The 21551-nt window shown below is 72.6% G+C and carries 11 protein-coding genes and 1 rRNA gene; 6 read left to right on the plus strand and 6 right to left on the minus strand.

The window, feature by feature from the left end; translation table 11 throughout:
* Positions 1–56: 56 nt before the first annotated feature.
* The 4 genes from ACT2CW_RS05190 to ACT2CW_RS05205 form a co-directional block, all read right to left on the minus strand.
* Positions 57–1715, minus strand: coding sequence for a PrsW family intramembrane metalloprotease (locus ACT2CW_RS05190; RefSeq protein ID WP_445515692.1), 1659 nt, complete (start codon positions 1713–1715; stop codon positions 57–59).
* A 416-nt stretch (positions 1716–2131) separates the two neighbouring features.
* Complete coding sequence (gene trmB, locus ACT2CW_RS05195) at positions 2132–2872, minus strand: tRNA (guanosine(46)-N7)-methyltransferase TrmB (protein WP_445515693.1); 741 nt, start codon at positions 2870–2872, stop codon at positions 2132–2134.
* 524 nt (positions 2873–3396) lie between these two features.
* Positions 3397–4620, minus strand: coding sequence for an L-2-hydroxyglutarate oxidase (lhgO, locus tag ACT2CW_RS05200; RefSeq protein ID WP_445515645.1), 1224 nt, complete (start codon positions 4618–4620; stop codon positions 3397–3399).
* Positions 4621–4925: 305 nt separating this feature from the next.
* Complete coding sequence (locus tag ACT2CW_RS05205; RefSeq protein ID WP_445515646.1) at positions 4926–6389, minus strand: MFS transporter; 1464 nt, start codon at positions 6387–6389, stop codon at positions 4926–4928.
* A 1005-nt stretch (positions 6390–7394) separates the two neighbouring features.
* Here ACT2CW_RS05205 and ACT2CW_RS05210 point away from each other — a divergent pair.
* On the plus strand, positions 7395–9482 hold the full coding sequence (locus tag ACT2CW_RS05210) for an asparagine synthase-related protein (RefSeq protein ID WP_182473242.1): 2088 nt from the start codon (positions 7395–7397) through the stop codon (positions 9480–9482).
* 229 nt (positions 9483–9711) lie between these two features.
* Entirely contained in the window at positions 9712–13716 is a 4005-nt protein-coding gene (locus ACT2CW_RS05215; protein WP_445515694.1) for an AfsR/SARP family transcriptional regulator, read from the plus strand.
* Between the two features lie 386 nt (positions 13717–14102).
* On the opposite strand, the gene ACT2CW_RS05220 is transcribed toward ACT2CW_RS05215, so the two are convergent.
* Positions 14103–14828, minus strand: coding sequence for a TetR/AcrR family transcriptional regulator (locus ACT2CW_RS05220; protein WP_044572074.1), 726 nt, complete (start codon positions 14826–14828; stop codon positions 14103–14105).
* 321 nt (positions 14829–15149) lie between these two features.
* Between ACT2CW_RS05220 and ACT2CW_RS05225 the strand changes: the two genes are divergently transcribed.
* Together ACT2CW_RS05225 and ACT2CW_RS05230 are read left to right on the plus strand one after the other, a co-directional pair.
* Positions 15150–16505 carry an NAD(P)/FAD-dependent oxidoreductase gene (locus ACT2CW_RS05225; protein ID WP_164432542.1) on the plus strand — a complete coding sequence of 452 codons (1356 nt, stop codon included), beginning with the start codon at positions 15150–15152 and terminating at the stop codon, positions 16503–16505.
* 235 nt (positions 16506–16740) lie between these two features.
* On the plus strand, positions 16741–18729 hold the full coding sequence (locus tag ACT2CW_RS05230; RefSeq protein WP_445515647.1) for an ATP-binding SpoIIE family protein phosphatase: 1989 nt from the start codon (positions 16741–16743) through the stop codon (positions 18727–18729).
* Positions 18730–18882: 153 nt separating this feature from the next.
* Here the strand turns inward: ACT2CW_RS05230 and ACT2CW_RS05235 are convergent, their stop codons facing one another.
* Positions 18883–20193: an MFS transporter gene (locus tag ACT2CW_RS05235; protein ID WP_445515695.1), complete on the minus strand. Its 1311-nt coding sequence runs from the start codon at positions 20191–20193 to the stop codon at positions 18883–18885.
* Between the two features lie 158 nt (positions 20194–20351).
* Here ACT2CW_RS05235 and ACT2CW_RS05240 point away from each other — a divergent pair, with 158 nt between their 5' ends.
* Both ACT2CW_RS05240 and ACT2CW_RS05245 read left to right on the plus strand, forming a co-directional pair.
* Positions 20352–20903, plus strand: a complete 552-nt coding sequence (locus ACT2CW_RS05240; protein WP_164432538.1) for a MarR family winged helix-turn-helix transcriptional regulator — start codon at positions 20352–20354, stop codon at positions 20901–20903.
* Positions 20904–21444: 541 nt separating this feature from the next.
* Positions 21445–21551: ribosomal RNA gene (locus tag ACT2CW_RS05245) — 16S ribosomal RNA — on the plus strand; the annotation flags it as partial.

Here is a 21551-nt window from a genome sequence, read left to right on the forward strand (position 1 = left end):
GCGCCCCCGCGTGCTCCCCGCTTCTATGTAGGAACACGTCCGAAAGGGGCGGGAGGTTACAGACGACTTTCGGGGCCGCCGGATCCGTACGGCACGGGGGAGGTGTGCGGCGTCGCCGAATTCGCGGGCGGCTGCGGGCTCCGCGGGGGTTGCGCGGCTTGCGGGGCTTGCGGTGGCTGCGGCGTTCGCGGTGGTTGCGGGCCGTGCGGGAGAGGGGCGCTCCACGGTGCGTAGGTGGGGTGGGGCCCGTACTGCGCCTGGGCACCGGAGCCGGGGTTGTAGCCGGACCCGGGGCCGCCGTGGCCGGTGCCGGATCCGCCGTGGCCGGTGCCGGATCCGGGGCTGCCATAACCGTAGCCGGGTCCGGGGCTGCCATAGCCGTAGCCGGACGCGGGGCTTCCGTAGCCGTGGCCCTGACCGCTTCCGTAGCCATATGCGTACCCGCCGCCGTACGGCCCCGCGGGCCAGAACGGTGCGGGCATCGTGCCCGGGGCCGGCCGGGGTACGCGGCGCGGGTGGGGGAGCGGCACCGACAGCGCCGCGTGGGCCAGGGCGGGCTGGGCGGTCTCCCGCCGCTCCCACAGCCGGTCCAGGAGTTCCTTCTCGTGCGCGGTGAAGTCCGGCCCCGCCGTACCCCGGTACGCACGCCGCCGCAGCAGGGCCAGCGAGGTCGCGAAGGCGGTGTACTCGCCGACCGTACGGGCCGCCGCCGCGCCGTGGGTGCGGCGGGCGAGGTCGCGCGCGATCCCGCGGGCGCGCATCGAGGACAGCGCGATAGGTTCGGGCGGGGTGAGCCAGCCGGCCGTCTGGTAGGCGGTGAGCTGCTCCCGTATCGCACGCAGCTCCTTGGTGCGGGACCAGATCGTCAGCCAGGTCAGCAACCCGAACACCGGGACCATGAACAGGGCGTAGACGATGAGGAAGCCATAGCCGCCGAGGGTCGCCGAGCCGTTCCAGACGCCGTGCAGGACCATCGCCGTCAGCAGCATCGCGATCGGTATGAGGACGCGGCGGACGCGCTGGTGCCGCGCCGCCGCGGCGGCTATGCCGAAGCCCACACCCGTCATCGAGGTGAAGAGGGGGTGTGCGAAGGGGGACATCACGGCGCGGATGAAGAAGGTCGCGGCCGTGGTCGAGCGGATGCCGGAGTAGCCGAGGGTCTGGTCGCTGACGAAGGCCGAGCCGAGATAGAGGATGTTCTCGGTGAAGGCGAAACCGGTGGCGGTGATTCCGGCGACGACGACCCCGTCGACCAGCCCGTTGAAGTCACGGCGGCGGAAGAGGAAGAGCAGCAGGACGGCGGCCGCCTTGGCGCTCTCCTCCACGAAGGGCGCGATGAAGGTGGCGCCCCAGGCGTCGGCGTCGGCCTGGCCGGTCGGGGACGAGGAGTCCACGGTGGTCATGAGCCATTCGGTGGCGAAGCCGTTGGCTATCAGCGCGACCAGCGTCGCCGCGCACGCTCCCCAGGCGAAGGCGAACAAAAGGTTTCGCCAGGGCTTGGGGTCCACGCGGTCCAGCCACCGGAAGACCGCGATGATCAGCGGCACGGGGAGGACGGCGAGGCCGAGCCCCACCAGGAAGCCCTTGGTGCCCGTCTGCTCGCGCACCAGCGCCAGGATGATCAGGCCGGAGAGCGAGAGCAGACCGGTGAGCGCGGTGGCCCGGAGCGCCTTGTTGTGCCAGACGCGGGCGAGGCGGCCGCCCGGGCCCCACAGCCGCTGGCGGGGCGGTTGCGGCCAGCCCGCCGGTGCGGCGCCGGTGTGGAACCACGGGTGCTGCTCACCGTACGGAGTGCCGTAGGGCGTGCCGTACGGGGCGCTGGCATGCGGGGCGTCGGCATGCGGGGCGTCGGCATGCGGGATGTCGGCGTGCGGGGCGCCGGCATGGGGGGCGTCGGCGTGCGGCGCTGTCTGTGCCGCATCATGCGGCGCGTCCCCGTGCGGAGCGTCCTGCGGTGTCCCGTGCGGTGCGCCGTCTGACGCATCGTGCCGCGCTCCTTGCGGCGCCTCGTACGGCGGCGTGGCCGGTCGTGGCTCGGGCGGCTCTTGCGGGGGCGGGGACTGATGCACTCAACCGACCCTAACGAAAGGGGGAGGGGGACTCAGGGGTTATGCCCATCCCCTTGGGGTCGTTATGTGTCGTTGCGGCGGAAGATCAGGTCATGGACGACGTGTCCCTTGTCCAGCCCCTGGCCCTCGAACTTGGTGAGCGGCCGGAAGTCCGGGCGCGGGGTGTAGCCGCCGTCGGCCTGGGAGTTGTCGAAGGCGGGGCTCGCGGAGAGAACCTCCAGCATCTGCTCCGCGTACGGCTCCCAGTCGGTCGCGCAGTGCAGCAGCGCACCGGGCTTCAGCCGGGTGGCGGCGAGCTCGATGAACTCGGGCTGGATGAGGCGGCGCTTGTGGTGCCGCTTCTTGGGCCAGGGGTCCGGGAAGAAGACCCGCAGCCCGGAGAGCGAGGCGGGGGCCAGCATCTCGCGGAGCAGGATGATCGCGTCGCCGTTGGCGACCCGGACGTTGTCCAGGCCGTTCCGCTCCGCGAGCGCGAGCAGGTTGCCCTGGCCGGGGGTGTGGACGTCAGCGGCGAGGATGCCCGTGCCGGGGTCGGCGGTGGCCATCTGCGCGGTGGCCTCTCCCATGCCGAAGCCGATCTCCAGGACGACGGGGAGGCCGGGGCGCGGGCCCGCCTCTGTGGCGAACAACTCACCGAGGTCGATACGGCTCAGCCCGTCGATGTCCAGGCCCCACTGCGGCCACAGGCGGCGCAGCGCCTCGCCCTGGCCCGGGGTCACCCGGCCGCGGCGGGGGCGGAAGGAGCGGATGCGGCGCTCGTGGTGCGAGCCCGCAGGATCGGCCGCGGGGCCGCCGGGGAACATCGGCTCGCTGCGGTCACGGGGGGCGGGCAGAGCGCGCTCCACGTGGGAATCGGGGGCGGTGGGCTTCTCGGACACAGTGCTTCGATTCTACGGGCGGGGCGGGAGGCTCGGCCGCGCCGACCGGGTGGGGCTGGGCGGTGGGTGGTGGGTCCTGGGCGTGCCTCGACGGTGGCGGCTGGGTTCGGCTGTACTCGGCCGTACGGCGGCGGCTGGGTTGGGCCGTACGGCGGCGGGGCCTGGCTCCACCGTACGGTGGCGGTTGGGCTCGGCCCGTACGGAAGTGGCGGGCTCTGGCCCGTGCCTCGGCGGTGGTGCCTGGTCGGTACGGCGGCGGGGCTCGGCCCGCGTACGGCGGAGGCTGACCCCCGGCCCGTGCCTCGGCAACGGTCCCGGCCGTACGGGGCGGGCCTCGGCCCGTCCGTGCCTGCCGCAACGGTCCCGGCCGTACCGCGGCGGCGATGGGCCTGCGCCCCTACCCCTCCCCCTCAACCCCACCCGGCCCCGTCACCCCGCCCGCAGGGTCTCTACCCCCTCGACCCCGTCCGCAGGGTCTCCAGCACTCGGCGGGCGACCTCGCGGCCGATCGGCAGGGAGGCCGTGGCCGCGGGCGACGGGGCGTTGAGCACATGGACGATCCGGGGCGACTGCGAGATCAGGAAGTCGTCCACCAGCGTGCCGTCCGGCAGCACCGCCTGTGCGCGCACGCCCGCCGGGGCCGCTATCAGGTCGTCGGCCGTCACATCCGGCAGCAGGCGGCGCACGGCGTCGGTGAAGGCGCGTTTGGACAGCGAACGCCGCAGCTCACCCGCCCCGTACCGCCAGTGGCGGCGGGCGATCCGCCAGGAGCCCGGATACACCAGCGTGCCGGCCAGCTCCTGCGGGCGCACCGTATGCCAGGCGTACCCCTCGCGGGCGAGGGCCGGCACCGCGTTGGGCCCGATGTGGACCCCGCCGTCGATGCCGCGGGTCAGATGGACGCCGAGGAACGGGAACGCCGGGTCGGGCACCGGATACACCAGACCGTTCACCAGCGAGGCGCGGGAGGGCGCCAGCTCGTAGTACTCACCGCGGAAGGGCACGATCCGCATGCCCGGGTCGTCACCCGCCAGCCGGGCGACGTGGTCGCAGTGCAGCCCCGCGCAGTTGACCAGGGCCCGCGCGCGCAGCACCGTGCCGTCCGCCGTGCGCACCGCGACCGCGGAGGGGCGTCGGCCGATGGTGCGCACCTGCGCCCCGTACCGCACCGAGGCGCCCGCGTCCTGGGCCAGCCGGGCCAGCCGGGCCGTCACCGCGCCGAAGTCGCAGACGCCCGTCGTGCCGACATGGATCGCGGCGAGGCCGCGCACCCATGGCTCGTACTCCGCGATCTGGGCGGGGCCCAGCTCGCGCACCGGAATGCCGTTCTCCCTGCCGCGCTGGACGAGGCCGTGGAGCCTCGGCAGCTCGGAGCGCTCCGTGGCGACGATGAGCTTGCCGGTGACCTCGTGCGGGATGCCGTGCTCGGCGCAGAACTTCACCATCTCCGCGGCGCCGCGCACCGCGAACCGCGCCTTGAGCGACCCCGGCCGGTAGTAGATACCGCTGTGGATCACGCCGCTGTTCCGCCCGGTCTGGTGGCGGGCCGGGCCCGCCTCCTTCTCGAGCACGGTCACGCGGGTGCCGGGCGCGGCGCGCGTGATCGCATACGCCGTCGACATGCCGACGATCCCGCCCCCGATCACCAGCACGTCGCAGTCCAACGCCGTCACGCCATGTCACCTCCCCACGCGCCACACCGTCCAGTCGCCCGACCGTCGATCCCTATCATGACCTGCGCCACTGACAACGGCCCGAAACCCAAGTGAGGACTAGGGTCCGGGCTAGCTCGACCGGTCATGTGGATCGATTCATCTCGAACCACCCATTCCGGGCTGACCACCTCTGAGTCGCCCATTCCGAGCAGCTCTCGCCTCACCGTTCATCACGGTCACCCGCACCCGCTTCCGTGCCGCTCGCATCCGCCCCGCGCCCCCTCACGCCCCGCGCCCCCTCACGCCCCGTGCGCCCTCACGCCTCACGCCGGCGCCACCAGCAGCGGCCGCGCCTGCTCGCGCAGCTCGGCGACGCGCGGCTCGTCGCGGTACGCCTCGAGGCGCCGCATCAGGTCGCGTACGTACTCCGTGGTGCGCGCGGACGAGATCCGGTTGGCGACCTCCACGGCACGGGCGCCCGCCGCGCAGGCCGCGTCCAGATTGCCGGACTCGAGTTCGGCGACGGCGGACACCACGAGCCGCAGCCCGTGCGACCGTACGAACTCCTCCGTCGGCCGGGCCAGCGCCTGCTCGGTGAAGCGCCGCACCTGGCGCGGCAGCCGGAGATCGCGATAGCACTCGGCGGCGTCGGCCGCGAACCGCTCATGGCTGTAGAAGTCGAGCCAGGACGGATCGGGGTCGCCCGCCCGCGAGCGCTCCAGCCAGCCCTCGGAGGACTTCAGGGCCGCCCCGCAGGCGGGCCCGTCCCCGGACTTGGCCTGGGCGCGCGCCTCCACGAGTCGGAAGAAGCTCATGGTGCGGGCGGTGGCCAGGCCGCGGTTGCGCTCCAGGGCGGCCTGGGCCAGGTCCACGCCCTCGTCGGCGAAGCCCCGGTAGGTGGCCTGGAGGCTCATCGACGCCAGCACATAGCCGCCCAGGGGGACGTCGGCCGCGGCGCGGGCCAGGCGCAGCGCCTGGATGTAGTACCGCTGCGCGGCCTCCTGTTGGCCGGTGTCGAAGGCCATCCACCCGGCGAGCCGGGTCAGTTCGGCGGTGGCGCCGAAGAGGGAGCGGCCGACCTCGTCGCTGTAGGAGCCGAGCAGCAGGGGCGCCGCGTCCACTCTGAGGCACTCGGGAACCATGGAGGAACGCCAGTCGCCGCCGCCGTACTTGGAGTCCCAGCGGCGCGCGTCCTCGGCGGCCTCGCGCAGCTTGGTGACGTCACTGTGGCCGACGCGCTGCGGCGGTATGGCGTCCGGCGCCGCCGTGCCCGAGGTGCTCGCGGCCGTGGTTCCGTCCTCGGCGTCCTTGGGTTCGCGGGCCACCGAACTGTCGGCGGGGGATATGAGCCAGCGCGAGGCCGGGGTGGCGTACGCGCTTACTGAGAAAGATCCGGCCAGGCTCTGCCAGATGCCGACGCCGCCGCGCCGACCCGCGAGATCCAGCCGGTAGAGCTCGGTCGCGGAGCGGACGGCCTGGCCGATGTCGCGCGGGAAGGCAAGCCCGACCTCGGGGGCCGGATCGGCATCGGCCAGGCCGATCTCATGCAGGGGGACGGGGCGGCCGAGTTTGCTCCCGATCGCAGCCGCAATGAGGTGTGGCGCGGCGCCTTGGGGCACCATGCCCTTGGACACCCAGCGCGCGACGGACGTCTTGTCGTAGCGAAGCGTCAGGCCACGCTGGGCGCCGAGGTCGTTGACTCTGCGCGCGAGCCCGGCATTGCTGATCCCCGCGAGGGCGAGAACGGTGCCGAGCTTTTCGTTCGGCCCGCGTGGCTCCCTGGACATGCGCACCCCTCGACAGCACCGACGGCCGCCCCGGCATAAGCGCGGGGCATTCGTAAACCCAGCGTAGTTCGCCGCATCCCGACCGTTAAGAGGTGGTGTCCCGGATGGCGAGATTCTTGTACGAACGGGCGTGCGGGGCGTGACGTGTGCTCCCGGTGTGTGTGGCTGTGCGCCCGTGTGTGCGCTCTGTCTCAGTCGCGGCGAGGACGTTTCGATGGGTCCTGCGTGGGTCGGCCCGCTGTACTGGATCCAGTGGGCTGGGGGACGCCGCCGCCTCATTCCCCGCGGGCGGCGGAACGGTCCGGGAGGCGAATGCCGCCTCCCGGACTGTCGTGTCAGGAGGCGCGAGAGGCGGAAGTCGAGTCCTTACAGGTCGTCCGCAAGACCAACGAGAGCGCCACGGCAATTTGGCTGAATATCGCCCCTCACGGCCGGGCTCCCGCGTCGGGCCGGGGAGGGGGAGGCCCGACGCGGGAAGCCCTCTTCCGCGTGGATCGCGCCCGGATTCGGCACGGATTCCGCCCAGTTCTCCCCCGGAGCGGTGAACGCGCTTAGCACATGCCGCGGATGCCGCCGCGTACGGCGGCCATCGCGGCGCGCGGCGGTAAGGACCCCGTGTGGTCTGCGGGTTGACGCTGGATCGGCGCTCGATCGACGCTCGGTTGGCGCTCATTCCGTGCGCCCCTTCGTGCGCCTCTTGTGCGCCGCTCCGCACACTCATCGATGCCCTTGCGCTCTTGCGCGCCCCAATCATGGCAGCATGGGCCACGGCGGAACGGTGGGTCGCTACCGGCGGTGGTTCCCTCGGCGGGCTCCTTACGGATGCCTTCGTGAGAGGTGCCACCCCCTGGGATCAACTCTGCGATTCCTGCGGTCATCTGTGGTCACAGGACATCCAGGAGATCCATGTTGTTGTCCGGTTCGATGCCGAAACCGTCAACATGCTGTGCATGATGGCACCTACTTCTTGGTTGCCCTGGATGCCCACAGCCTGTGGAGGCGGCGATGCGGTGGTTGGTGGGGTGGAGCAGTACCGCATCCGGCCCGGTCTCCTCGGAGGGCCGTGCGATCCAGCCGGTCGGCGCCCAACTCCTGTGGTCCGACCCCGATCCGCTGTGGGCGGTCGGCGACTGGCGGCCCGATGAGGTACGCGTCGTCCAGACCGACCCGTTCACCCGCCTCGCCGTCTTCGGCTGCTGCGGCGCCTCCGACGAGGAGCTGCGGGTGGGCCTGTTCGCCGCCCGCGGCGGCGCCCTGCGCCATCTGACCGCCTGGCCCGGCAGCTACACGGCCGTGGCCCAGGCCGGCCGCCGCGTCACCATCGTCGGCGACCTCGCGGGCGCCCGGCCCGTCTTCCACACCGACTGGGCAGGCGGCACCGCCTACGCCACCGCCGCGCTCCCGCTCGCCGACCTCATCGAGGCCCAGCTCGATGTCGGTCACCTCGGCGCGCTGCTCGCCTGCCCCGACTCGCCGGAGGCCATGGGCGACGGCACGCCCTATATGGGCGTCAGACGCGTCCCCCCGGGCCATGCGCTGATCCTGCGCGACGGCGCCCGCGACATCACCGGCTACGAGCCCACCGCGTCCCTCGCCGTCGCCGCGCCCCCGCTCGAGCAGGACAAGGCCGTGGACGCGGTCCGGGACGCCCTCGTGGAGGCCGTACGGGCCCGGCTCACCGCCCCGCGCCACGCCCCCGAGACCGATGACCTCGACCCCGGCCCGGTGCCCGGCATGGGACCCGCCGAGCGGCGGGCGGCCCGCGGCGCCCCGGCCCCCGGCATCGGCGCCGATCTGTCCGGAGGCAGCGCCTCCGCCACGCTCGCCCTGCTCGCCGCCGGTCTCCCCGGGATGCCCGGCACCCTCTTCGGGCACGGCACCGAGGCGGGCGAGCGGCTCCTGGCCGTCACCTTCAACGACCTCGCCACGGCGGGCGGCGCCCGCACCCGCGAGGCCGAACTCGAACGGGCCGGAGCCATCGCCGCCAATCCACGGCTGCACCATGTGGTCGTCGCCGCGGGCGAGGACGCCCTGCCGTACGCGGGCCTCGACACCGGCGCCCTTACCGACGAGCCCGGCCCCTCCCTCGTCATCGCCGAACGCCACCGGCGCCGGCTCGCCGCGGGCAGCGCCGACCACTTCATCGGGCACGGCGCCCGCCAGGTGCTCGACGCCCACCCCGCGCGCCTCGCGGACCTGCTGCTCGACCGCCGCAGACGCCATCTGCTGCGCCCCGCGACGGCGCTCGCCAAGGCCGACGGCCCCTCCGCGCAGTCCTTCTTCGTGCCCTTCACGGTCTACCGGGCCGCCCGACGGCTGGCCCGCACCTCCTACCGCGACGGCGTCCAGGAGGCCGCCGCGCGCCTTATGGAGCGCCACTTCGCCGACGAGCAGGCGCTGCACGGCCCCGGTGCCGTATCCGCCTCCCTCGCCGCCCTGACGTGGTGCCGCCCCGGGCCCGCCGCCCGCTGGCTCACCGGCGAGACGCTCGCCGAGGTGTCCGTCCGGCTGGAGGAGGCGGCCGTGCGCCCCGTGCTGCTGCGCCGCCCCGGGGAGCGCCGCGCCGACGCCGCCCTCGCCCGCTACGCGGCGGACCACCGCGTCTTCGAGCAGGCCGCCGAGATCCGCAGCCAGCGCCTGCACGCGCCCTTTCTCGACAACCAGGTCGTACGGGCCTGCCGCGCGCTCCCCGAAGCGCTTCGGGTGCAACCGGGGGCGCGCGCCGCGGTGCTGCGGTCGGTCCTCGCCGGAGCGGGCATCCGTGAGCTGCCCCCCGGCTGGGGAGCCACCTCCCACGCCGCCCACACCGCCGCCGTACGGACCGGCATGCGCACCTGGGCGGGCGAGCTGATGACCCTCTTCGACGCGCCGCTGCTGGCCGACGCGGGCCTGATCGAGGCCCGTGTCGTCCGTAAGGCGCTGCGCGCCGCCGCGCAGGGGGAGCGGCTGCCCCTGGACGGCCTGGCCGAGCTCGTCTCCACCGAGGTCTGGCTGCGGCGCCTGCTGGCCCGCCGCGGCACCTGCTGGACGGGGACGGCTGCGCCGCGACAGCGGGCTGTGGCGGGCGGAGTGGTGCCGCGGCCGAGCCTGTGACGGCTTCCGCACCGAGGGGGCATGAGGCGGCCTTGTGACATCTCGCCCCGGGGAGCGCGTTCTTACGGGGGACGGAAGCCGGGCGTTCGTACGGGGGACGCGAAGCCGGTGTCCTTACGGCGGAAGCGAAACCGGTGTCCTTACGGCGGACGAAAACGAATGGACCCCTCCGCCGCCGCTCCGCACCATCTCCCCCAGCGGCAATCCGCAACCTAGGAGAATGGCCCCTGTGCGGTATCTGATCCTCGGCACCACCGAAGCGCGCGACGACCACGGCGACCCGCTCCCCCTTGGCGGCCCCCGGATCCGCGCGCTGCTCGCCGCGCTCGCCGTAAGGGCCGCACGCACCGCCCCGGCCTCCGTCGACGCCCTGATCGACGAGGTGTGGGCCGACGACCCTCCGCATGACGCGCCCGCCGCGCTCCAGGCGCTCGTCGGCCGGTTGCGCCGGGCCATCGGCAGGGACGCCGTCGTCTCCTCACCCGGCGGCTACCGCCTCGCGACCACCGCGCCCCAGGACGACGTCGACCTGCTGCGCTTCGAGCGACTGACGCACGAGGGCATACGCGCCCTGGACGCCGACGACCCCGAGACGGCCGCCGCCACCCTCCGTAAGGCGCTCGCCCTGTGGCGCGGCCCTGCCCTCGCCGACCTGCCGGACCGGGACGCGGCCGCCGCCCGCCCCGAGGCGCTCCGGCTGACCGCGCTGCACCGCCGGATCGACGCCGACCTCGCGCTCGACCGCCCTACGGATGTCATACCGGAGCTGCGCGAGCTCGTCGCGGACCATCCGCTCGACGAAACGTTCCACGCCCAGCTGATCCGCGCGCTGCGGGCGGCCGGTCACTCCGCCGACGCCCTCGCGGCGTACGAGGACGTCCGCAGGATCCTCGCCGACCGCCTCGGCACCGACCCGGGAGCGGAGCTGAAGGAGCTCCACAGACGGCTGCTGACGACGGACGCCGAAGCCCTCCAGGAGCCGCGCGGCGGGGAGCCCATCGCGCAGACCGCTCCGCCGAGGGCCGACGGCCACGAGGGGAGCGGGGGTGGAACCCGGGCGGACGGTACGGCGATCGACGGCCGCAGGGCGGCCAGGAGCGCGTTCGACGGCCGGGCCGGGGGCGGACGAACCGACGGTGGGGCGGGAAGCCGCGTGGACGGTCGGGAGGCTGGCTCGCGCACCGCGGGCGCGCGTACCGCGGGACCACGCGCCGCGGGATCACGCATCGCGGGCTCGCGCACCGCCGTGCCGCCTCTGCCACATGGCAACCTCAGGGCCCGCCTCACCAGCTTCGTCGGCCGCCAGAAGGAGATCGGCGACATCCTCCATGACTTGGAAGGCGCGCGGCTGGTCACCCTCACCGGCCCCGGCGGCTCCGGTAAGACCCGCCTCTCCGAGGAGGCCGCCGGGGCCGTGACGGACGGTTACCCGGACGGTGTCTGGATCGCCGAACTCGCCCCGCTCGACCAGCCCTCCGCCGTCCCCGGCGCGGTCCTGAGCGCGGTCGGCCGCCGAGACACCATGCTGCTCGCCTCCGGGCTCGAGAGCCGCACCACGGGCGCGGACGGCGGGGATCCGACGAGCCGCCTCGTCGAGTACTGCGCCGACCGCCGGCTGCTGCTCCTGCTCGACAACTGCGAGCACGTCATCGACACCGCGGCCCGGCTCGCCGAGACCCTGCTCGCACACTGCCCGGGGGTGACCGTGCTCGCCACCAGCCGGGAGCCGCTGGGGGTGCCCGGCGAGACCGTAAGGCCGGTGGAGCCGCTGCCGCCCGCCCCCGCCCACCAGCTGTTCGCCGAGCGCGCGGCCACCGTACGGCCCGGCTTCGACCCGGCGGCGGACCCGGACACGGCGGCCGCGGTCGCGGAGATCTGCCGGCGCCTGGACGGTCTGCCGCTGGCGATCGAACTGGCCGCGGCGCGGCTGCGGCTGCTGACCCCACGCCAGATCGCGGACCGGCTGGACGACCGCTTCCGCCTGCTGACCAGCGGCAGCAGAACCGCGCTGCCCCGCCAGCAGACCCTGCGGGCCGTCGTCGAGTGGTCCTGGGACCTCCTGGACGAGCGTGAGCGCACTGTGCTGCGCCGGGTGTCGGTCTTCGCGGGCGGGTGGACCCTCTCCGCGGCCGAGGCGGTGTGCGCGGACGCCCCGCCCGGCGCGAGCGCCCTTACGGACGGCACGGGCAGCACGGAGCACACGGACGACACGGATCACGCGGACGACAAGGACACCGATGGCGTCATCGAGGACGGCGTCGGTATCCGTGACGTCCTTAAGGACGCGAAGAACGCGAAGGACGCGATGGCGGGCACGCCGGAGCCGGGCGACACGGTTGCGTATGCCGAGGCGCGCGCCCCCGCGCGCTCTCATGCGCGTCCCCAGGCCAGGATCGCCCCCGCTGAGGTGCTGGAACTGCTCGGGGCGCTGGTCGACAAGTCACTGCTGATCGTCGACCATCCGTCGCACGGTGCGGCGGCGGAGTCCTCCGGCCCGGCGGCAGGCGAGCCCCGCTACCGGATGCTGGAGACCATCAACGAGTACGTCGGCGAGCGCGCCACCGAGGACGTCGCGGCCCGTGCCGACCACAAGGCCGCCGTGGCCCGTCACACCGCCCACTTCCGGGACTTCATCCGCACCGCCGAGCCCCGTCTGCGCTCTGCCGGACAGCTGCCCTGGCTGCGCCTTGTCGAGACCGACCTCGACAACATCCGGGCAGCGCTGCACCGCTCCCTGACCACCGCGGACGAGGACACCGTCTTCGCGCTCATCCGCGACTTGGCATGGTTCTGGTGGCTGCGCAACTACCGGGACGAGGGCGCCGCATGGGTCGGCCGCGCACTGGCCCTGGAGAACCGACCCCACGGCACGGACTTCGCGGAGGACCGGGCACCGGGTGGCGAGGCGGACCGGGCACCGGACGGCAGCCATCCCCTCGACCAGTTCCCGCTCATCCCGGCCCGGGTCCCGGACGGCGAGGACGGCGTCGACGAGGAAGCCACCCGGTACTGGCAGTTCATGGACCTGCGGCTGCTGCTCTTCTTCCTGCTCGCCGAGCAGGGCACCGGCCCGGATCCGAGCGACCCCGAGATCCGGGACGCCGCCATACGCATGCGCGACGCCTACGCGAGCCATTCAGGGCCCCGCAGCGCGTCCTTCCCCGGTCTGCTGTGGCCCTTCGCGGCCTTCGTCATCCAGGGCTTCAGCGGTGACATGCTGCCGCTCATGGACCGGAACGTGGCCCACTGCCGGACCCACGGCGACGACTGGGCGCTCGGCGTCACGCTGATGTACCGCACCCACCTCGCCATCGACATGCCGGGCGGCGTCGAGAGCGCCGGCGACGACATGGCCGAGCTGCGCGAGCTGGCCGCCCGCGTCGGCGACCGCTGGATGCTCGCCCAGGTGGAGGGCGCGCGCGGCGAGATCGCCACCCATCGCGGCCGGTTCGGGGAGGCGAAGGCCGCGTACGAGAGGGCAACGCGGCTCGCACAGGAGCTCGGCGCCCACACCGAGGTGCCGTTCCTCTACACCCGCCTCGCCGACCTCGCCGTCCACGAAAGGGACGTGGAGGGCGCGCTGGGGCTGGTGGAGCGCTCCGAGGAGGAGGCGGAGCGCTGCGGTACCCATGACGTGCTGGCCTTCAACGACATCGTGCGCAGCGAGGCCGAGCTGGTACGCGGCGATCTGGCACGGGCCAGGACGTATTGCGACGCCGCGCGACGGCGTGCGCTGCGCGGCACCTCGCCACCGCAGTTCTGGGTCGTGGCCAACGGCCTGGAGGCCCGTATCACCGGCCTGGAGGGCGATCTGGTCGGCGGACTGCGCAAGCTGCGGAACACGCTGCGCGAGGGCCTCGCGGTGAACTCCATGGAGCTGCTGCTGGCCCATCAGGCGGAGTCGGCGGCCGAGCTCCTGGCGGGATGCGGACAGGAGCCGCTCGCCGCGCGGCTGCTGGGCGCCGCCGACGGCTGGCGCGGTCGGCTGCCGCGCTCACCGCTGGTGGCCGGGGACGTCGGCGCGACCGCGGCGCGCGCGAGCGAGGCGCTGGGCCAGGACGCGGTGGAGAAGCTGCGCACCGAGAGCACGACCCTGACCCCAGGGGAGGCCCTCCGCCTGCTCGACGAGGCGCTGAGCTCTCTCGACGCCACAGATGCCACAGATGCCTCAGGCGCCGCCGATGCCTCCGACACCACCGGCACCACCGGCACCCAGGCCGCGACCGCCGACTAAGCGCTCCGCGGGAAGTGCCGCGAAATGCCGTCGTGCGTCTGCGGCCGCATCGTGGCTGGTCGCCCACGCGGCGGAGCCGCATATCGACACAGCCGCGGCGGAGCCGCATATCGACACAGCCCCGGGCCCCTTCACGGCGCTGCCCGAACCGTAGCGGACTTCCTCCGACCTGCTTAGGCCGTGACCGCCGGCCGGAGCGCCGCCCCGCCGCCCGCCCGCTGACGCGGGTACGAGCAGCAGGTGCGACACCCCGGCCGACCGTCATATGTCGTCACTCATACGGAGGAGGCGAGACGCGCCGCTCACCCCCCGAAACCGACGCGCGAAGACGAGCCTGAAACCGACCCGCGAAGACGAGCACACGTCCCACTCCGGGGCCGCCGGCATCACCCCATGGGGCGCGACCGCAGCCCGTCCAGCAGGATGTCCAGCAGCCGGGCCGAAGCCGCCGCCTGCTGCGCCGCGTCCGGCAGCGAGGGCGCCGCCGTGGCGATCACCAGCAGCACATCGGCGACCGTCACATCCGGGCGCAGCTCGCCCGCCGCCCGTGCCCGCTCCACCAGTTGCCCGACGACCTCCAGCAGCGCCGCGGCGCCCGCGTCGTCCGGCTCGTCCTCGGCGACCATCGGCCGCTCGACCAGCCGGAGCTCCGGCTGAGCCGGTGCGGCTAACGCCGCCTGCCGCTGCTGCGGCAGCCGGATCTCGGTCTCCACGTCGACCCCGACCCGCAGCACCTGCGGCGGCAGCAGCCGGCCCGCGCCGGACGCCACCGAGGTACGCAGGAACCGGGCCAGCGCCGACCACGGCTCGTTCTCCTGACCCAGCGCCGCCCGCGCCTGATCGGTCAGCCTTGCCGTCTCCTCCTCGGCTATGCGGCGCACCAGCACGTCCTTGCTGGGGAACCGCCGATAGACGGTGCCCACCCCTACCCGCGCCCGGCGCGCCACGTCTTCCATCGGAGCCCCGTACCCCAGCTCACCGAAGACCTCGCGCGCCGCCCGCAGAACGTGCTCCAGATTGCGCTGCGCGTCCACGCGCAACGGTGTGTTCCGTCCGCCGTTTCCGTCCGACGACGCGACGGCTGCGGACCATGACGAACCCTGAAGGTGCATAAGTGATCCCCCGGTAATGATGTCTCCCCCCGGAGACTCCCCGCCCAGACTGTCGAGGCAGTCACAACCCCGACGAAGTACGAACATAGTTGAGCGCAGGTCAAGAAAGAAGAGGGTAGCTCGGGACAGAACGCCCCCCGATCAGAGCAGCAGACCGCCTCTTTCCGACTGTCCGTCCGCCCGCCCCCACACATCCCGGGGCTGACCTGCGGACATTTCGTACGTGTAACCGATTCGTCGGCTCGGGGCCGAGTGAGCCGTCCGGTCACACAATTCGTCGGGCCTGTGGACAAACCGCGGTCGCGCGTGCCTCATGGGAGGGTGAAGGAACCAGCGCGCATTCTCGTTATCGGTGGTGGCTACGTCGGGATGTACGCCGCGCTGCGCCTCCAGCGAAAGCTGAAGCGGGAGCTGAGGCACGGCGGCGTGCAGGTCATCGTGGTGGACCCCGAGCCGTATATGACCTACCAGCCGTTCCTGCCCGAGGCGGCGGCCGGATCGATCTCGCCCCGCCATGTGGTGGTGCCGTTGCGGCGGGTGCTGCCCGACTGCACCGTCGTCATCGGCGAGGCCACCGCGATCCACCACGGCAAACGCACCGCGACCGTGAGAACCCTCGCCACGGAGGAAGAGGGCACCGGCACGGTCGACATCCACTACGACGAGCTGGTGCTGGCCCCCGGATCCGTGTCGCGCGCCCTCCCGGTCCCCGGCCTCGCCGAGTTCGGCATCGGCTTCAAGACCGTCGAGGAGGCCATCGGCCTGCGCAACCACGTTCTCGAACAGCTGGACATCGCCTCCTCGACCCGGGACCCGGACGTCCGCGACGCCGCGCTGACCTTCGTCTTCGTCGGCGGCGGATACGCGGGCGTCGAGGCGCTCGGCGAGCTGGAGGACATGGCCCGGTACGCCGTCCGCTACTACCACAACATCGCCCCCGAAGACCTGAAGTGGATCCTCGTCGAGGCCACCGACCGGATCCTTCCGGAGGTGGGTGAGGAGATGGGCAAGTACGCCGTCCGGGAGCTGCGCGGCCGCAATATTGACGTACGGCTGGAGACCCGCCTGGACTCCTGCGCCGACCGGGTCGCCGTACTGAGTGACGGCTCGCGCTTCCCCACCCGCACGCTCGTGTGGACCGCGGGTGTCAAACCGCACCCGATCCTCGCCGCCACCGATCTGCCCCTGAACGAGCGCGGCCGGCTCAAATGCACCGCGGCGCTCCAGGTCGAGGGCGTCGAGCACGCCTGGTCGGCCGGGGACGCCGCGTCGGTGCCCGACCTGACGGCCGACCGGCCCGATGCGGTCTGCGCCCCCAACGCACAGCACGCCGTGCGCCAGGCCAAGGTCCTCGCCGAAAACGTGGCCGCCGCGATCGCGGGTCAGCCGCTCACGGACTACGCGCACAAGTACGCGGGCTCCGTGGCCTCCCTGGGGCTGCACAGAGGAGTCGCACACGTCTACGGGCGCAAGTTGAAGGGCTACCCGGCGTGGTTCATGCACCGCGTCTACCACCTCAGCCGGGTGCCGACGTTCAACCGTAAGGCACGTGTGCTGTCCGAATGGATTCTGTCGGGGCTGTTCAAACGCGAGATCGTCTCCCTGGGGTCGCTGGAGAACCCGCGCGCCGAGTTCAAACTCGCGGCGGACACCGGTCGCCATCCCGGGGCCAGTTGAGCCGATCGGGGTGGAGCCGGGAACTCCCCTCCCACGATCGGCGTCTCACGGATGTCAGTCCGGTCGGCCACACTGGTCGTGTGACCATGGGTGGGCTCGTATCTGCAAAGAGTGACAATCGCGAGGATTCGGAAGTTTGCTGCATTCCCCTGGGGGTCGTCCCCCGTACCCGCACCCATCTCCCCGATCCCGCGCCGGCGCGCCGCTCAGCCACCACCCCACGAGGTAATCCGCAGTGAACTTCACGCGCTGGAGCGCCCGGCTCCCCCGAACCCAGCGACGCATCGCCGCCCGGGCAGACCGCGGTGCGCGGCGGCCGAAGCCCGCGGCCGCCGCGGGCGGCGGCTCCGTCCCGGCGGCCCGGGGCGAGAGCGCCGACCCCTCGGGGCACGGTGAGCCTCCCGCTGCCGCCCCCTGCGACGCCGCGCCGCCCGCCGCCGTCCCGACCCTCGACGGGCTGTCCGCCCATGACCTGCTCGGCCAGGTGCCGGCGCTGGTCGCGGTGGTCTACGGCCCCGAGCACCGCATCGCCTATCTCAACGACACCTATGTCGAGCTCTTCGGCTCCCGGACCCCCGGCACACCCGCCGGCCAGGCCCTGCCCGAGCTGAGGGAGCTGGGGCTGCTGCCGCTCATGGACCAGGTCCTGCGCAGCGGCAAGCCCCGTACGGTCAAGTCCCGGCGGGTGCCCGCGGGCGGCCCGGCGACCACGCCCGGGCCGCGGCAGGAGGGCGCGGCCCCCGGCCCCGGCCGGTTCCGCCACGGCTACTACACCTTCACCTGCTCCCCGATCGAGATGGCCGCGCCGAAGGCTGCCGTCGCCCCCGCGCGGCCGGCGGACGAGCGGGCGGGGGAGGGGGCCGTGGACGGAACACCGGTGGACGGAAACCCCGTGGACGGATTGCCGGTGGACGGCTCGATCCGGGATGGTGCCATCCGTAAGGCCGTCGCCGTGCCGGAGGCGGTCGCCACCGAGACCGTCGCCGCCGACCCCGGCCCGGCCACCGGCACCGACCCGGCCACCGAGCCGGTCCGCGGCGTGCTCGTCTTCGGGGCCGACGTCACCGACCAGGTCGAATCCGCTGAGCGGCTGCGCGCCAGCGAGCGCCTCCAGCGCGAGGCCGCCGTCACCCTCCAGCGCAGCCTCCTCCCCCAGGGGCTGGAGCAGCCCGACGACCTGCGGGTGGCCGCCACCTACCAGCCCGGCGGCACGGACGCGGCGGTGGGCGGCGACTGGTACGACGTCATCACCCTGGGCGCCGGCCGCACCGCCCTCGTCATCGGCGACGTCATGGGCCGCGGGGTGCGGGCGGCCGCCGTGATGGGCCAGCTGCGCACCGCCGTCCGCGCCTACGCCCGGCTCGACCTCCCGCCGCACGAGGTCCTGCAACTCCTCGACGGCCTGGCCGCCGAGATCGACCCCCACCAGATCGCCACGTGCGTCTACGCCGTCCACGACCCCAATGAGAACCGCCTCGTCTACGCCTCCGCGGGCCATCTGCCGATCCTGGTCCGTGACCCGGACGGCACCGTGCGCCGCGCCTCCGAGCCCACCGGACCGCCGCTCGGCACCGGCGGCTGGCTGCACACCACCGGCTCGGTCCCGCTCGGCCCCGGGGCCAGCGCGGTCCTCTACACCGACGGCCTGGTGGAGCGGCGGGACAAGGACATCTACGACGGAGTGGCCGCGCTCGAGCGCGTCTTCGCGGGCGCGACCGGCTCGCCCCAGGTGATGTGCGACCGCCTCATCAGGGCCCTGGGCATCACCGCGGAGCACGACGACGATGTGGCGGTGCTGGTCCTCCAGCACCCCGCCCGTACGGGGCACGACGCGGAGCTCTTCCACAACGCCGCGCTGGAGCTTCTCGGCGGGGTGGAGGCCGCACCGCGCGCCCGGGCCTTCGCCTCGGGGGTCCTCGCCAGCTGGCGCTTCCCCATGGAACTGCGCGATCTGGGCGTGCTCGCCGCCAGCGAACTCGTCGCCAACTCCCTCCAGCACGGCACACCGCCCATGCGGCTGCGGCTGCGCCGCACCGACCGCCGCCTGATCATCGAGGTGACGGACGGCGATGAGCATCTGCCGCGCCGCCGCCGGGCCGAACCGGTGGACGAGGCCGGACGCGGCATCTCGATCGTCGCGACCATCGCCTCGTCCTGGGGCTCACGCCGCACCCCGGGCGGCGGCAAGGCGGTGTGGTGCGAGTTCGCCCTGCCGGCGGACTAAAGATCCGCCGGACAGGGCCCGGCAGCACGGGCCTGAGCGGAGACACGACCGCCCCTTGATCGACAGATCGCCCTGGCACGGCGGAGCCGATTGGCTCCTTCGCCGTGCCAGGGCGATGACGGAATGTCGGGTCAGGCCGCATGCACGGCCGGGTCAGGCCGCGGTGGTCACCTCGTCCGACGAGGCCGCCCGCGGCGCGGGCACCGAGGCTCCGGCGACCGCCCGCAGCGGATTGTCCTGCTCGGCCGTGAGCCGCCTGCCGAGGATCAGCGCGAGCGCGGTGATGCCGAGCGAGCAGACGATCAGCGTCACGATGTACGCCCCATACAGCCCGGCGCCCGCCATCAGCCCGCCGGCCGCCGGACCCACCGCCAAAGCCAGCTGCTTGACCAGCGCGAACGCCGAGTTGTACTGACCGAGTGCCGACGGCGGTGCCAGATCGGCGACCAGCGGCGCGACGGTCGGCGACAGCATGGCCTCACCGAGCCCGAAGAGCGCGTACGCCGAGATGATCGCGGTGACGCCGACGGCCTGGCTCCCGGGTATCAGCCCGGCGGTCCCGGCGACGCACCACGCCACCGTCCAGACCAGTCCGACCAGCGCCATCACCCGGCTGCGCCGCCGCCGCTCGACCAGCTTGAGCACCACGAACTGCGCCAGCACGATCGCCGCCGTGTTCGCGGCTAGGGCGATGCCCAGCATCGACGGCGATATCCGGGCCACATCCACCGCGAACGCCGACAGCCCGGACTCGAACTGGCCGTAGCAGGCGAAGAACATGACGAAGCCCAGCACGCACAGCTGCACCATGGCGCGGTGGCCGAGCAGGGCACGCCAGCCGCCGGAGCCGCCGAGCCGCTCATCGACGGTCGGCACCGGGTCGTTGAACACCGGCGTCCGCTCCAGCCTTACGGTCGCCACCGCCGCGCCGAGCACCAGGAACATCACCGCGTCGATCGCGAAGAGCCGCACAAAGCTCGAGGCGGCGGAGGTGTCCACCAGCAGCCCACCGAGCAGCCCGCCGACGCCGAGCCCCAGATTGCCGAGGAAGAACTGAGTGGCGAAGGCCCGCGACCGGGTGATCGGCGTCGAGCACCAGACGATCAGCGTGGCCAGCGCCGGCTGTATGGCCGCTATGCCCGCGCCCAGCACTCCGGCCGCGGCGATGACCAGCGGCTCACTAGCCGCCAGCCCGAGCCCCATCGATCCGACAGCGGCGGCGACCGCGCCCGCGACGGCAACGGACAGCGGCCCTCGCCGGTCGATCACCCGACCGATGAAGGGCAGCACGGCAAGTGCGGCCACGGCGAACGTCGCGAGCACCATGCCCGCGGTATTCGCGCCGAGGTCCCGCACCTGCGCCACATAGACGAAGAGGAACGGGACCGTGAAGCCGTTGCCGAACGCGCTCAGCGCGTTGCCCAGCTGGATACGGCGCAGCGCTGCGCCCATCGCGGTGGTCACACTCACCTACCTAGGTCGAGGAGGGTCACAGAACTACGGGCTGACCTGCGGGTCAGCCCGGAGGATCGATGTCTGAAGACTTCGAAGCTAAACTTCAATGCTTAAGAGTACAGATCGAAGGACTTCAGCGCCAATGAGTTTCGTGTCATACTCCGCACATGGCGGAGACCCCCGACCCGGACCACCTGCTGAGCCTCGAGGAGCAGATCGCGGCCTATCAGCGTGAGTTCCAGGACCTGGACCCTCAGGTGGAGCAGGTCGTCAGCGCGCTCAGCCGGCTCACCCGGCGAATGAACGTCGCCTACGGCCGCCAGTCGGCCACGCTGGGGATCAGCAACTCCGAGTGGGAGGTCCTCAAGGTGCTCGTCCTCTCCGGGGCTCCCTATCGCCTGGGCCCCGGCGACCTGGCCAAGCGGCTGGGCCTCACCCCCGCCGCCATGACCCACCGCATCGATCGCATGGTGAACGAGGGCCTGGTCACCCGTGAGCGTGATGCGGACAACCGCGTCCGCGTCATCGTCGAGCTGACTCCGGATGGCCGGGAGAAGTGGGTCGAGGCGATGCGCCAGGCCACGGTCTTCGAGGCGGACCTTCTCCAGGACCTCTCCAGCGAGGAGCGCGGGGCTCTCGGCGAGATGCTCACCCGTGTGTTGCGCCGGGTGGAGGAGGACCAACCCGACGCCGATGGACGGCTGAGCGACCTCGACTGAGGCATTCGGCCTAGCCGAGGTTGACACGGGTCCGGGCGATCCGTAATGTACTCCGAGCTGCCACGGAGCCTTCATGGTTCACCGGGCAGCACTCGAGCCGCACCGGCGGCAAACCACTACTGCACGGCCCCTCATCGGGATGGATTTCGGCATGCCGGAATTCGGACCGGGGAACTCGATTATGAGCATCCGGGGGAATCCGCTAAAGTAGTGGACACGCCGGAAGGCGCGAAAGACCCCGCTCCAGCAGGGGGCCGGAAACGGAATTCGGATCGGGAAACGAACCGGAAATCGGGTCTGGTAAGGTTGGAAACACCGAAGGGAAGCGCCCGGAGAAACCGGTGAAACGGTTTCGAAGGAAGCGTCCGTTCCTTGAGAACTCAACAGCGTGCCAAAAGTCAACGCCAGATATGTTGATACCCCGTCCACTCGTGGACGAGGTTCCTTTGAAGAAAAACACAGCGAGGACGCTGTGAACCACTGGATTATTCCTCTGGTGGTTCCGCTCTCGTGCAGTGTTCACCGGGATATCCCGGAGGCATTCACGGAGAGTTTGATCCTGGCTCAGGACGAACGCTGGCGGCGTGCTTAACACATGCAAGTCGAACGATGAACCGGTTTCGGCCGGGGATTAGTGGCGAACGGGTG

It is taken from the genome of Streptomyces sp. NEAU-174 (genome assembly GCF_052665095.1).